Origin of the sequence: Streptomyces sp. AC512_CC834 (genome assembly GCF_019049325.1) — a bacterium.
Classification (GTDB): domain Bacteria; phylum Actinomycetota; class Actinomycetes; order Streptomycetales; family Streptomycetaceae; genus Streptomyces.
In genome coordinates this window covers 1,403-14,317 of record NZ_JAGMUO010000101.1, presented here as the reverse complement: position 1 = coordinate 14,317, position 12,915 = coordinate 1,403, and the positions used below count along the sequence as shown (strand labels likewise).

The window sequence follows — 12,915 nt, the reverse complement described above, 5'->3', positions numbered from 1 at the left end:
GTAGTGCCTCATCTTCGAGGTGCCCTGACTGTCTCTACCATCCCCCACTTGGCTCAGGAGAGTGCACTCGGGGTCGACCATCGGGCCTATTGGCGGCACTCAGTGCCGCCAACTTGCCCATCGTGCCCCCTCGGTCCCCCTTCCGGAAGTGCTGTGTGACCTTTCCGACTCGTTTGATCGATCATTTATTTCACACGGGCCCAGAGGTTTACCGGAAGGCTTCAGGCCCGGGGCCCCACGAGCCGGAAGTCGAGCGCCGTGCAGCGCCGCCCGGCCGACACCGTACGCACCGCCTGTCCGATCGCCTTGCGCGAACCGACGAGGACGACCAGTCGCTTGGCCCGGGTGACCGCCGTGTACAGCAGGTTCCGCTGGAGCATCATCCAGGCGCCGGTCGTCACGGGGATCACCACCGCCGGGTACTCACTCCCCTGCGAGCGGTGGATGGTCACCGCGTAGGCGTGGGCCAGTTCGTCCAGTTCATCGAAGTCGTACGGCACCTCCTCGTCCTCGTCCGTCAGCACGGTGAGCCGCTGCTCCACCGGGTCGAGCGAGGTGACGACGCCCACGGTGCCGTTGAAGACGCCGTTCTCGCCCTTCTCGTAATTGTTGCGAATCTGGGTGACCTTGTCGCCGACCCGGAAGACCCGGCCGCCGAACCGCCTCTCGGGCACGTCCGGGCGCCCCGGGGTGACGGCCTGCTGGAGCAGCCCGTTCAGCGTGCCCGCGCCGGCGGGACCGCGGTGCATGGGGGCGAGTACCTGCACGTCGCGGCGCGGATCGAGCCCGAACTTCGCGGGGATGCGCCGCGCGGCGACATCCACCGTGAGCCGTCCCGCCTCCTCGGTGTCGTCCTCGACAAAGAGGAAGAAGTCCTTCATGCCCTCGGTGAGCGGGTGCTGCCCGGCGTTGATCCGGTGCGCGTTCGTCACGACCCCCGACTGCTGGGCCTGGCGGAAGACGCGGGTGAGCCGGACGGCGGGCACCGGACTGCCGGGCGCGAGCAGGTCCCTCAGCACCTCCCCCGCCCCCACACTGGGCAACTGGTCGACGTCCCCGACGAGCAGCAGGTGGGCGCCCGGCGGCACGGCCTTGACCAGCTTGTTGGCGAGGAGCAGATCGAGCATGGAGGCCTCGTCCACCACGACCAGGTCGGCGTCGAGCGGCCGCTCCCGGTCGTAGGCCGCGTCCCCGCCGGGCTTCAGCTCCAGCAGCCGGTGCACGGTGGACGCCTCGGCGCCGGTCAGCTCGGCGAGCCGCTTGGCGGCCCGGCCGGTGGGCGCGGCGAGCACCACCTTCGCCTTCTTGGCCCGCGCCAGCTCCACGATCGACCGTACGGTGAAGGACTTGCCGCATCCCGGCCCGCCGGTGAGGACGGCGACCTTCTCGGAGAGCGCGAGCCGGACGGCCGCCTCCTGCTCCGGCGCGAGTTCGGCCTTCGTCCGCTGCTTGAGCCACCCGAGCGCCTTGTCCCAGTCCACGTCCTGGAAGCCGGGCATCCGGTCCTCGTCCGTGCCGAGGAGACGGCGAAGCTGTCCGGCCAGGGCCAGTTCGGCGCGGTGGAAGGGGACGAGGTAGACGGCGGTGACGGGCTCGCCGCCCTCCGGATGCGGGACCTTCTCCCGTACGACGCCGGGGTCGTCCTCCGGATTCTCCGGCTCGGCGGCCAGCTCGGCGAGGCACTCGATGACCAGCCCGGTGTCCACCTGGAGCAGCTTCACCGCGTCGGCGATCAGCTTCTCCTCGGGGAGGTAGCAGTGCCCCTGGTCGGTGGCCTGCGACAGCGCGTACTGCAGTCCCGCCTTCACCCGTTCGGGGCTGTCGTGCGGGATCCCGACGGACTGGGCGATCTTGTCGGCGGTGAGGAAGCCGATGCCCCAGACGTCGGAGGCGAGTCGGTAGGGCTGGTTCTTCACGACGGAGATCGAGGCGTCCCCGTACTTCTTGTAAATCCGCACGGCGATGGAGGTGGACACCTCGACGGTCTGGAGGAAGAGCATGACCTCCTTGATCGCCTTCTGCTCCTCCCAGGCATCGGCGATCTTCTTGGTCCGCTTGGGCCCCAGACCGGGCACCTCGATGAGCCGCTTGGGCTCCTCCTCGATGATGGTCAGGGTCTCCAGACCGAAGTGCTGCGTGATCCGGTCGGCGAAGATCGGCCCGATGCCCTTGACCAGCCCGGAGCCGAGGTATCGCCGGATGCCCTGCACGGTGGCGGGCAGGAGGGTCGTGTAGTTCTCCACGTGGAACTGCTTGCCGTACTGCGGGTGCGACCCCCAGCGGCCCTCCATCCGCAGGGACTCCCCCGCCTGTGCGCCGAGCAGCGCGCCGACGACGGTCAGCAGATCGCCGGCGCCTCTGCCGGTGTCGACACGGGCGACCGTGTAGCCGTTCTCCTCATTGGCGTACGTGATGCGCTCCAGGACGCCTTCGAGGGTGGCGAGCCGCCGCTCGCCGGGGGCGGCAGCCGCGGACTGGTTGGACATGATCCGACGGTACCGGTGGGGACTGACAGGGACGGCCGGGACCGGCTTCTCAGTACGCTCGGAGCGTGGACTACGCCAGGATGCGCGCCATCGCCGAAGACCTCGGGGCATACGCGGAACGGCTCGAAGGAGCCTGGCGCGTCGAGATCGGGCCGTCGGGTCCGGTGCTGGCCATGCGCTGTCCGTCCAAACGCCGTGCGGGCATCGTCCGACGCGTCCGCGAGCAATTGGACGCGCAACTTCTCAGCACTCTCCCCGGCCACATCTGCGCGAACGGCCCCGAGATCGAGCACCCGGCCATCGGACGCATGCGCCATCCCGATGCCGTCGTGATCCCCGAGGCCACCCTCGACGAGGAGGGCCTTGCCGTCGACGCGACGCAGGTGCTGGCTGCCGTCGAGATCGTCTCGCCGTCCGGCCCGAGCAACGACTACGACGAGAAGTTGGCCGACTACCCGGCCATGGACATCCCGTACTACATGATCGTCGACCCGCGGACCGGCACGATCCAGGTGCACTCCGACCCGTTCAAGGGCCGCTACAGCAGCAAGGAACCGTACATCTTCGGCGACTCGGTGCAGTTCGGGCCGTGGACGGTGGAGACGTCGGAGTTCCGCAGGTACGGCAGGGCGGTTAGCGGTGCGCGTCCGGCTTGAGTGCTTCGAGGAAGGGGGCGAAGGCCTCCGGCGGGAAGGTGAGGGTGGCTCGGGCGGGGGCCTTGGTGTCGCGGACGGCTACGTGGGTGGGCGCATTGGCGATCTCCACGCAGTTGTTGCCGTCGTCGGGGCCCGAGTAGGACGACTTCCGCCAGTTGTCCGCACGCCTCACAGCTCCTTCTCCGCCCCCTTGACCGCGCCGACGAAGACCCTGAACGCCTCGGTCGGAAGAGTGAGTGTTCCGTACGCGGGGGCCTTGGAGTCGCGGACGGCTATGCGGCCTGAGCGGGTTGCGATTTCCACACAGCTGTTGCCGTCACCCTCGCCGGAGTAGGACGACTTGCGCCAGTTGTCCATGCGGTGTCACAGCTCCTTCGTCAGCCGGTTGATGAGGTCCCGCGAGCGTTCGGGGCCAAGCGATACAGCTTCCACTTTACGGAAGCGCGTTCGAAAAGCGCCAAGCTGGGCTTCAGAGTCGATGAAGGCCGACCCATGGGGCACGTCCCGCACCACGGTGTCCAGCTTGGGAACAGCACCGCCCGCGTAGGTCATGGTGCTTGCGGCTCTGCCGAATCCGTCCAGGTCGAAGGGGACAACGCGAACAGTGACGTTGTCAGCTTCGGAGCGTTCGAGAAGCCTGGCGAGCTGGGCCCGGGAGGCGGCTCGGTCGCTGACTCTGATACGCAGGGCCGCCTCATGAATCACCAACCGGTACGGAAGGGCGATCTGCTGACGCCTCATTCGATGGTATACACGCAAGTTGAGTTCCTCTTGCGCCAGTTCGGGGACCCTGGCGGAAAAGACCGCACGAGCATAGTCCTGCGTCTGCAACAGGCCCGGCACATACAGGACCGCCACCTCACGCAGGAACGTGGCATGGTGATCCAGCTCTGCGAGGTCCAGAAACGATGTGGGCAGTTGCCCCCGGTACTCCTCCCACCAGCCGCGCGTCCGATCGGTGGCCATGGCGATCAAGGCCTCGATGAACCGCTCGTCCGTACAGGCGTAGTGGGAAGCGAGGCGCCGGACCCGCTGCTCACTCACACCCGCAAGCCCAGACTCGATATGGGTGATCTGGGCGGGGGCCACGCCGAGCAGCTCGGCTGCCTCTCGGGAGTTGAGCCCTGCAGCCTCACGCAGTCTGCGCAGTTCGGTTGCCAGTCGCATCTGGCGTGCCGTTGGTTCGCGCCTCTTCACCATCGACTGGCCCTCTTCACACATCTGTTGGTGCAACTCGTTCGGCGTCAGATTACGCGATCGACTTGCCGCGTCCCTAAATTTAGATCTACCGTCGGTGACGCGACGTACACAGTGCGACACCGGGCTCCGGAAGCGCACCGCCCCGTCCTGCCATGACGGCTGCGGCATTGCCACCTGGCCCGCCATCAACCCACCCGCCCGATAAAGGAGACACGCATGCCCGAAAACGATCCGTGGGAGTACTCCCTCTACATCCCCAACGACCTACGCGCGGTGACCGTCAGCCGCCGCACCCTCCGTCTGGTCCTCACCATGCACGGCCTGATCCGCCTCGTCGACGTCGCCGAACTCCTCGCCACCGAGTTGGTCTCGAATGCCGTGCGGCACACGAAGGGCCCTGCCGCCCTCCGTATCCGCTGGTCGCCGCCGGGCACGCTGCGGGTCGGGGCGTGGGACGCGGACCCCGAACCGCCGGAACCCCCGGCCGCGTTCGGGAAGGTGGAGGAGCTGGAGGAAGGGCGAGGGCTGGCGCTGGTGCGGGCCTGCGCGGACGTGTGGGGATGGCACCCCCTGGCCAGACATGGCAACAGGGGAAAATACGTATGGTGCGAGCTGGCGGCGGCCTGAAAGTCCCGGTCAGGTAATTGACTTGCCCTGCCCGGAAAACGTCCGGACGCTCGACGCGTGAGTGGAAGAGAACTCGATCAACGGTTGGTCTCGGCGGTCCGAACCGGTGACGCCGATGCAGTACGGGCCCTGTTGGACGAGGGCGCAGATCCGAACGCCGTGGACGCCGACGGCGGGCTGCCGGTGCTGTGCGCGGCCGTGGCGACCTACGACGATCCGGTCGCCGAAGCCCTGATGGACGGCGGCGCCGATCCGGACCGGGAGCTCCCGGACGGGAGCACGCCCTTGTGGCGGGCCCTCGAGAGCGGATCTCCGGCCGTCTTCACGACGGTGCTCGGCAAGGAGCCCCTGTTGCGGCTGCCGGAGCAGGAGCGTGAACGGCTGCTCACCCGGGCCCGGAGCTGGTACGAGACCGGCGCCGTCGAAGAACTGCGCCGCAGGACGGGGGCACGAGGTCCCGCCGTGCCGGTTCGGGTGACGGATGGCGAGTACGACTGGGTCGACCGGTATGCGCTCGGCGGCCTCGTTGTGCGGGCCGGTCACGGCGCCATCCTGACCTGTCTGGAGTGGTCGTTCCGCATCCTGACTCCGGTCGATGAACTGATCGGCCGCGCCGTCGTCGTACCGGACGAGGCCCACGTGGACTGGTCCGGGGCGTGCTTCATCCTCCTGGAGCGTCATTGCCAGGAAACCTGGTCGGCCACGCTGACCCACCGCGACCACCCCGAACCGGCACACCGCCACTTCGTCGCGGACTACCTGCGTACGCGCGGGATCATCGAAAACGACTCACCGTTCGTGGAGCGGGAGCGTGAGTTCCTGATCTGCTGGGCGGCCGAGGAGCCGGACAGTGCGGTACTCGCGGAGGTGCTCGAAGCCCTCGTCGAGTACCGGCATCCATGCCTGGAGGCGACAGGGCTGCGCCATGCCGGACACCGGGATCCCCACGTACGCCGCCGGTCGGCCGCCGTCCTCGCCTCTTCGGGCGCCCGGTCGCCCGAGACCGGCGCGGCTCTGCTCGCTCTCCTCGGTGACCCGCACGCCGCCGTTCGACTGGAGGCCTGCCGGGCGGGCTTGGAGGACGACACGCTCCTCGCCCCGGCCGCCGTGGAGTTGATCCACCTGGTCGCGGGGCCGTACGACGATCTGCGGTACACGGCGGCAGGGGCGCTGGCCTCCTCCCGGGACCGTACGCCCGCCGTCGCCGACGCCCTGGCCACGCTGCTCGACGAGAGTGCACAGCTCGTACGCCTGGAGGCGGCCTACGGCCTCGCCCTGCGCGACGATCCGCGCACCGGTGAGGCGATCGAGCGGGTCGGGACGCTCGACAGCGGGTTCGAGTACGACCACCGGGCCAGAGCACTGTGGGACTGGCTGGACGAAGGGAGCCGACCGGGCCGGCTTCAGGGCTTCGACGCCGGACGCGACCGTAGTGGGTCTTGCGACCCGACTTGGTAGAGACGCCGCTGGAGACCGGCGACACGCTCCCGGACCCCGCCCAGGATCCAGGGACTACCCGGGGCTTGAGGAACGTTCCGGTCAGTCGCGCACGTGCAGCCCGAAACCCGTGCGGCCCGTAGGCTCCAGCCCCTCCTTCAGGTGCAGCGAGGGGATCTCGTAGTCGCCGAAGTTCTGCGGCCGGAACGCGATCGGCTCGGTCGACTCAAGGGTGAGCAGGCGCTGCTCCCAGGCCTTGGCGACGTCCGGGTACTCCTCGTCGGTCAACCGGTCGGTGCCGTGCAGCACGAAGGGCGGCAGTATCTCGATGCCCGGGTAATAGAGGATGCCGTGGTGGATCGGGAACAGCAGGTCGTCGATGGGGCCGTTGATCCCGCGAGCGGCGTAGTGCGCCTCCGGGCCGCCGACGGTCACCGACAGCAGAGCCTTCCTGCCCGCCAGCGTGCCTTCGCCGAAGCGCTCTCCGTACTTGGTGTCGCTGTGCTCGCCGACGCCGTACGCGAACCGGTAGGTGAACACCCGGTCCACCCAGCCCTTGAGGATCGCGGGCATCGTGTACCACCACAGCGGGAACTGGAAGATGATCGTGTCGGCCCACAACAGCTTCTCCTGCTCGGCGCGGACGTCCGGGGTGAGCGTCCCGGCGTCGAAGGCCCGGCCCGAGTCCCGGACGACCCTGAGCGGACTTGAGGCGTGGGGGCCGTAGTCCGCGGCGTCCGCCACCGCCTTCCAGTTCATCGCGTACAGGTCGCTCACCCGTACCTCGTGACCGGCGGCTTCCAAAGTGGAAACGGCGAGGTCCTTCAGCGAGCCGTTGAGCGACTTCGGCTCGGGGTGGGCGTAGACGATCAGCGTCTTCATGGGAACTCCCTCGGATCAGCGGGTGCCTTCGGATCGGGCGCCTTCGCATTCTGGGCGTCGCGGCGCCCGGCTTTCAGGGGCGCAGCTTCCGTCGGACGGGACTTCCTGGTATCGGCAGGACCACCATCACGGGCACGACCCGAGCCCATACTGAGGACATGAACGATCTCGCGGGCTTCCTGCGGACCCGGCGTTCCCGGGTCGACCCGGCCGCCGTCGGCATCTCCACCGACAGCCGCCGCCGGGTCGAAGGGCTGCGCCGCGAAGAGGTCGCGCACCTGTCCGGGGTCAGCGTCGACTACTACGTACGCCTGGAGCAGGGGCGCGCGACCCAGCCCTCCGAGCAGGTCCTCGACGCGCTCGCCGGCGTCCTCGGCCTCGACGAGACCGAACGCGAGCACCTCTACCGCCTCGCACGCCAGCGCCGCCGACGCGCGAAGGCGCCGGGCGGGCGGGTCCGGCCGGAGCTGCTGCGCGTCCTCGACCTGGTCGCCGACGCGCCCGCGGTGATCATGGACCACCGCCTGGACGTGCTCGCCGGGAACCGCCTCGCCAGGCACCTCTACGGGCGGCCGTTGCCGGGCCTGAACACCGCCCGGCACATCTTCCTCGAGGAGGCCGAGCGCGGCCTTTACGCGGACTGGGAGACATGCACCCTCGACGCAGTCGGGCACCTGCGCCTGGCCGCCGGCAAATACCCCGACGACCCCCGCCTGGCCTCGCTCATCGGCGAGCTGGCCATGGGCAGCGAGCGCTTCCGCCGCCTCTGGGCACGCGCGGACGTGCGCGCCCGCACCCATGGACGCAAGGCGTACCGGCACCCGCTGGTCGGACTGCTGGAACTGCACCAGGAGAACTTCACACTGCCGGATACGTCGGGCATGGAGCTGCTGGTGCTGTCCGCGGCTCCCGGCAGCCCCGCCGAGGACGGGCTGCGCCTGCTCGCGGGTCTGAGCGCGGACAGCGGCGCCGCGCATCCCGCGGCGAACGTTCGGGTTCGCGAGTGACTCAGCGGCGCAACGTGGTCTCCCCGCGCATGTGCGACAGCTTCTCGGGGTTGCGCACGGCGTAGAGGCCGGTGATGCGGCCGTCGTCGAAGCGGACCGCCACCACGGTGTCGAGTTCGCCGTCGAGTCGGATGACCAGCGCCGGATGGCCGTTCACCTGGGCCGGGTCCATCGTCATCTCGACGGGCACCTTGGCCAGACCGCCCAGCATGAGGCGGGCCACCTTGTCGGCCCCCATGATGGGCCGCAGGACGGCCTGCTTGATGCCGCCGCCGTCGCCCAGCAGGACGACGTCCGGGGACAGGACGTCGAGCAGGCCCTGGAGGTCACCCGTCTCGACGGCCCGTTGGAACGCGGCGAGCGCGTCCCGCGTCTCGGTACGGGATACGGCTCCGCGCGGCCGGCGGGCGGCGACGTGGGCACGGGCCCGGTGCGCGGTCTGGCGCACGGCGGCCGGGCTCTTGTCGACGGCCTCGGCGATCTCGTCGTACCCGAGGTCGAACACCTCGCGCAGCACGAACACCGCCCGCTCCGTCGGCGAGAGCGTCTCCATGACCAGCATCATCGCCATCGACACGCTGTCCGCCAGCTCGACGTCCTCGGCCACGTCGGGCGAGGTGAGCAGCGGTTCGGGCAGCCAGGAGCCGACGTAGGACTCCTTGCGGCGGCCGAGCGTACGCAGCCGGGTCAGCGCCTGGCGGGTGGTGATGCGGACCAGGTAGGCGCGCCGGTCGCGCACCGTGTCGAGGTCGACGCCCGCCCACTTCAGCCAGGTCTCCTGGAGGACGTCCTCCGCGTCGGCGGCCGAGCCGAGCATCTCGTAGGCGACGGTGAAGAGGAGGTTGCGGTGAGTGACGAAGGCCTCGGTGGCGGGGTCGGTGCGCCCGCCGTCCCGTTCACGCTCGCCGTCCTGTTCGCGCTCGCCGTGCTCCCTCATCGCCGCCCGCTCCCGCTCGTTCTCCTCCAACGGTGTCATGCGCACAGGACGCCGGCCACCGCCTCTTTGTGACACCCGCCGATGGTGACCCAGGTCACAACAGTGCCCTGTCACAGGGACCGGCCCGTCGGCATCTTGTGTTCGTCAGTGAGGCACCGAGAGCGAGGACGAGGTCATGGACACCCGATTCAACCTGTTCGAGAACGAGTTCGGCGGCCGGTTCGCCAAGAGGTTCGCGGGCGCCGGGATGCTGGTCCACCAGTCGGCACTGCCGAGCGCCACGCAAGAGCTGGTGTCACTGCGGGCCAGCCAGATCAACGGCTGCGGACACTGCATCGACATGCACACCAAGGAGGCCGCGGCAGCCGGGGAGAGCGCGGTCCGGCTCCACCTGGTCGCCGCCTGGCGCGAGTCCAGCGTCTTCACCGAGGCCGAGCAGGCCGCGCTGGCACTCGCCGAGGAGGGCACCCGGCTCGCCGACGCCCACCAGGGCGTGTCCGACGAGACCTGGGCCCAGGTCCGCAAGCACTACGACGACGACCAGATCGCGGCGCTGGTCTGCCTGGTCGCCCTGATCAACGCGGCCAACCGGCTCGCCGTGATCACGCACCAGCCTGGCGGCTCCTACGAGGCGGGGATGTTCGCGGCGGCGATGGACTGACGCCGGGGCGTTGGTGTGGGCCGGGTCCGGTGTGTGGCCGTGGGGCCGCCCGCTTCTTGGCCAGTGTCGTGCTTCCACGACCCGCGTCAAGGGCGCTCCGCTGTCGCTGCGCGTCGCCTTCGGCGATGCCCCTTCGGGTCACCCTTGACCCGGCTCGCTCCAGCACGGGTGAGAAGCGTGCGGGCGGCCGGGGAGGGTGGGTGTCCCGGGTACGCCGGTCCCTTGGGCACGTTGCCTCGTCGCCCGGCGTGAGGGGCGCGTCGGCGCCTCGCCAGCACGCCGGGCCGGCTCAGCGGCGAACGGCGAGTGGGCGGTGATTGGACATTCTGTCCCGGGTGTGTGGGAAGAAAGGGCAGGTGGGGTGCGATGAAGGGTGGGACAGAGTGTCCGATCGCGTCGTCGGGCCCCTCCAAGCGGCCGGTCCTGCGACATCACACCCGGACCCCGCACCGCCCCGTCCAACTGCTGCTGACCTGCCGAAATGCGACTTTCCGGGACCCAGTCCCTTCGCCTGCGGGCCAGCTACGATGAGATGATGGCCGGCACGATCAATTTGCGCACCGAGATCCGGGAGTTTTTGAGGTCACGTCGCTCCCGCATCACGCCCGACAAGGCAGGCCTGCCCACCTACGGTGGCAACCGCCGGGTCAAGGGTCTGCGTCGCGAGGAAGTAGCGCTACTCGCAGGAGTGTCGGTTGATTACTACGTGCGTATCGAGCGCGGCGACCTGGCCGGTACCTCCGAAGGCGTACTCAACGCGTTGGCCTCGGTCTTGCAACTCGACGACGCAGAGCGCGATCACCTGTTTCACCTCGCGCGCCAGTCCGGGGCACCCAGCAGTCGACGCCGCCGCAAGCCCGCGGCGACGGTGCGCCCGGCGCTGCAACAAGTCCTCGACGCCATTACCGATGCACCGGCGTGGATCCGCAACGGCCGCCACGACGTGCTCGCCATGAACCAACTTGGCCGAGCCCTGTATTCACCGGTGCTGGAAGACCCGCGACGCCCCGCCAACACCGCGCGGTTCGTGTACCTGAATCCCGACGCAGCCAAGACGTTCTTCGTCGACTACGACCAGGTCACACGGAATGCGGCCGCGATACTGCGCATGGAAGTCGGCCGCGACCCGCACGACGAGGAGCTCGTCGCCCTGGTTGGCGAATTGTCAACGTGCAGTGAACTATTCCGGCAGCAGTGGGCATCTCAGGACGTGCGGCTGCACGGGTACGGGAGCAAGCGCGTAAACCATCCGGTAGTGGGCCGGCTCGACTTGGACTTCGAGTCCATGGATCTGCCCACCGACCCTGGCCTGCATTTGAATGTCTACTCCGCACCCGCGGAAGGGCCGGCCGCTGACAGTCTGGCCCTGTTGGCGTCGTGGGCGGCTAGCGAGAACCCTCGGCGACCGAGCTTCTAGCACCTGGCGGACAGCCCAATCCCTCTCACCCTGCCCAGCCGACTGGCCACTTCGCCGTCGGAGGCGCAGCCCGCATCCATGACGCGTTGCACGAGCGTGGCCGCCTCCGCACGGCTCATCTCCACTCCACTCACCAGGCCCTTCCGCCACAGCCGCCGTAATGGAACCCGTGATCGCCCGGACAGGTCCTGAGGGAGGCTCTCGCAGTACCTGTATCACTAGGGCCTCGCCGGCATCCCGGAAGGCTGCCTAATCTCTGTACCGACTCCCGGCTAAACACGAAATTAGCGAGAGCCGGACGAACGATCGATACGCCAGGAGCATCTCTAATGCAACGAGAAATGCGGCAAGTGGTAGAGAACCAATTGACAACGCATGCAGAACTTTTCGATCTGGGTGGAAAGCGCGCGCTCGTCACCGGTGGCACCAGAGGCATCGGGATGATGATCGCGCGTGGCCTTCTCCAGGCGGGCGTCCGCGTGGTCATCAGCTCACGCAACGCAGAAGCGTGTGCTCAGGCGCAGGAACAGCTATCCAAATTCGGTGAGGTGCGGGCCATCCCCGCCGACCTGTCCCGCCACGACGAGTGTCAGCGACTGTCCGACCTCGTCACCGCCGACTCGGAGCATCTCGACATCCTCGTCAACAACGCGGGCGCCATGTGGGACGAGCCGTTGGCGACGTTCCCCGACGCGGCCTGGGACACGGTCGTCGACCTCAACCTGAAGTCGCCGTTCTGGCTGGTCCAGGCGCTGCTACCCGCACTTCGCAGGGCGGGCAGCACCGACGATCCCGCGCGGATCATCAACATCGGCAGCATCGCCGCCATCCACATCCCCCAGCGGCCCAACTACTCGTACTCCAGCAGCAAGGCCGCACTGCATCAACTCACCAGAGTGCTCGCCAAGGAACTAGGACCGCAGCACGTCACCGTGAACGCCGTGGCGCCGGGACCGTTCCCGTCGGCGATGATGGCCGCAACCCTCGATGAGTTGGGCGAGGCGATCGCGGCGTCGGCCCCACTGCGCCGGATCGGCCGCGACGACGACATGGCGGGTGTCGCCGTGTTCCTCGCCAGCCGGGCGGGCGCATACCTCACGGGCACCGTGATCCCCGTCGACGGCGGCATCGCCACAACCGCGTAGGCAACGCTCCGCTTAGCGGCGATCAGTGGGGCCCATGCCGAAAGCCGCGAACAAATCAGCGGATTTGTTCGCGGCTTTCGGAGGGTGGTCTGGGGTGGGAGGTAGGTGGGGAGGGTGGAGGCGGTGATTGGACAGTGTGTCCCGGGTGCGTGGGGTGAATGCGCAGGTGGGGTGCGATGAAGGGTGGGACAGAGTGTCCGATCGCGTCGTCGGGCCCCTCCAAACGGCCGACACCGCCATCCAGCCGGTCCCGCCCATGCGGCCCGCACCGCCCATCCGGCCGGTCCCGCCGTCCCGCCGGTGGTCCTCCACTCCTCCACTCCTCCGCTTCTCCACCCTCCGGCTAAAAGCCGCCGAGACGGCAGGGCGTGCATGCGAGGCGCCGCGCCCCCCGCACCACCCACCGGCCGTCAGCCGCCAAGCCGACCCGGCGTGCAGGCGAGGCGCCCACGCGTGCCCG

The 12,915-nt window shown here is 68.9% G+C and carries 13 protein-coding genes; 7 read left to right on the top strand and 6 right to left on the bottom strand.

From position 1 onward, the window contains the following. Positions 1–221 precede the first annotated feature (221 nt). Positions 222–2,486 (bottom strand): ATP-dependent RecD-like DNA helicase, encoded by a 2,265-nt coding sequence (locus KUM40_RS32355; protein ID WP_217169858.1) that lies wholly within the window; start codon positions 2,484–2,486, stop codon positions 222–224. Between the two features lie 65 nt (positions 2,487–2,551). Between KUM40_RS32355 and KUM40_RS32350 the strand changes: the two genes are divergently transcribed. Beyond that, a complete protein-coding gene (locus KUM40_RS32350) occupies positions 2,552–3,142 on the top strand; it encodes a Uma2 family endonuclease (protein ID WP_217169857.1) in 591 nt (196 codons plus the stop codon). On the opposite strand, the gene KUM40_RS32345 is transcribed toward KUM40_RS32350, so the two are convergent. Genes KUM40_RS32345 through KUM40_RS32335 form a run of 3 tightly spaced genes read right to left on the bottom strand, consistent with a single transcriptional unit; the run spans position 3,120 to position 4,342 of the window. Then, on the bottom strand, positions 3,120–3,314 hold the full coding sequence (locus KUM40_RS32345; RefSeq protein WP_217169856.1) for a DUF397 domain-containing protein: 195 nt from the start codon (positions 3,312–3,314) through the stop codon (positions 3,120–3,122). The genes KUM40_RS32350 and KUM40_RS32345 overlap by 23 nt on opposite strands. Then, entirely contained in the window at positions 3,311–3,499 is a 189-nt protein-coding gene (locus tag KUM40_RS32340; protein ID WP_217169855.1) for a DUF397 domain-containing protein, read from the bottom strand. Before KUM40_RS32340 ends, KUM40_RS32345 begins: the two co-directional genes overlap by 4 nt. A 6-nt stretch (positions 3,500–3,505) precedes the next feature. Continuing rightward, a complete protein-coding gene (locus KUM40_RS32335; protein ID WP_217169854.1) occupies positions 3,506–4,342 on the bottom strand; it encodes a helix-turn-helix transcriptional regulator in 837 nt (278 codons plus the stop codon). A gap of 216 nt (positions 4,343–4,558) precedes the next feature. On the opposite strand from KUM40_RS32335, the gene KUM40_RS32330 reads away from it, so the two are divergent. Both KUM40_RS32330 and KUM40_RS32325 read left to right on the top strand, forming a co-directional pair. Beyond that, positions 4,559–4,969, top strand: coding sequence for an ATP-binding protein (locus KUM40_RS32330; RefSeq protein WP_217169853.1), 411 nt, complete (start codon positions 4,559–4,561; stop codon positions 4,967–4,969). A gap of 57 nt (positions 4,970–5,026) precedes the next feature. Next, positions 5,027–6,427, top strand: a complete 1,401-nt coding sequence (locus KUM40_RS32325) for a HEAT repeat domain-containing protein (protein ID WP_217169852.1) — start codon at positions 5,027–5,029, stop codon at positions 6,425–6,427. An 81-nt stretch (positions 6,428–6,508) separates the two neighbouring features. Here KUM40_RS32325 and KUM40_RS32320 read toward each other — a convergent pair whose 3' ends face one another. After that, a complete protein-coding gene (locus tag KUM40_RS32320; RefSeq protein ID WP_217169851.1) occupies positions 6,509–7,288 on the bottom strand; it encodes an NAD(P)H-dependent oxidoreductase in 780 nt (259 codons plus the stop codon). Between the two features lie 158 nt (positions 7,289–7,446). Here KUM40_RS32320 and KUM40_RS32315 point away from each other — a divergent pair, with 158 nt between their 5' ends. Next, positions 7,447–8,295, top strand: coding sequence for a helix-turn-helix transcriptional regulator (locus KUM40_RS32315; protein WP_217169850.1), 849 nt, complete (start codon positions 7,447–7,449; stop codon positions 8,293–8,295). A gap of 1 nt (position 8,296) precedes the next feature. Here KUM40_RS32315 and KUM40_RS32310 read toward each other — a convergent pair whose 3' ends face one another. Further along, entirely contained in the window at positions 8,297–9,277 is a 981-nt protein-coding gene (locus KUM40_RS32310; RefSeq protein ID WP_308401282.1) for an RNA polymerase sigma-70 factor, read from the bottom strand. A gap of 130 nt (positions 9,278–9,407) precedes the next feature. On the opposite strand from KUM40_RS32310, the gene KUM40_RS32305 reads away from it, so the two are divergent. From KUM40_RS32305 to KUM40_RS32295, 3 genes are all read left to right on the top strand, one after another. Continuing rightward, a complete protein-coding gene (locus KUM40_RS32305; RefSeq protein WP_217169849.1) occupies positions 9,408–9,893 on the top strand; it encodes a carboxymuconolactone decarboxylase family protein in 486 nt (161 codons plus the stop codon). A 535-nt stretch (positions 9,894–10,428) separates the two neighbouring features. Then, the gene (locus KUM40_RS32300; RefSeq protein ID WP_217169848.1) at positions 10,429–11,310 is read left to right on the top strand and encodes a helix-turn-helix transcriptional regulator; all 882 of its coding nucleotides are present in this window, start codon (positions 10,429–10,431) and stop codon (positions 11,308–11,310) included. Positions 11,311–11,639: 329 nt separating this feature from the next. Beyond that, entirely contained in the window at positions 11,640–12,455 is an 816-nt protein-coding gene (locus tag KUM40_RS32295) for an SDR family oxidoreductase (RefSeq protein ID WP_254395996.1), read from the top strand. The last annotated feature ends 460 nt before the right edge of the window (positions 12,456–12,915 follow it).

Coding starts and splice junctions, on each gene's coding strand:
- KUM40_RS32335 (WP_217169854.1), bottom strand. CDS start 4,342: ATGGTGAAGAGGCGCGAACCAACGGCACGCCAGATGCGACTGGCAACC.
- KUM40_RS32295 (WP_254395996.1), top strand. CDS start 11,640: ATGCAACGAGAAATGCGGCAAGTGGTAGAGAACCAATTGACAACGCAT.
- KUM40_RS32320 (WP_217169851.1), bottom strand. CDS start 7,288: ATGAAGACGCTGATCGTCTACGCCCACCCCGAGCCGAAGTCGCTCAAC.
- KUM40_RS32305 (WP_217169849.1), top strand. CDS start 9,408: ATGGACACCCGATTCAACCTGTTCGAGAACGAGTTCGGCGGCCGGTTC.
- KUM40_RS32330 (WP_217169853.1), top strand. CDS start 4,559: ATGCCCGAAAACGATCCGTGGGAGTACTCCCTCTACATCCCCAACGAC.
- KUM40_RS32355 (WP_217169858.1), bottom strand. CDS start 2,486: ATGTCCAACCAGTCCGCGGCTGCCGCCCCCGGCGAGCGGCGGCTCGCC.
- KUM40_RS32340 (WP_217169855.1), bottom strand. CDS start 3,499: ATGGACAACTGGCGCAAGTCGTCCTACTCCGGCGAGGGTGACGGCAAC.
- KUM40_RS32300 (WP_217169848.1), top strand. CDS start 10,429: ATGGCCGGCACGATCAATTTGCGCACCGAGATCCGGGAGTTTTTGAGG.
- KUM40_RS32315 (WP_217169850.1), top strand. CDS start 7,447: ATGAACGATCTCGCGGGCTTCCTGCGGACCCGGCGTTCCCGGGTCGAC.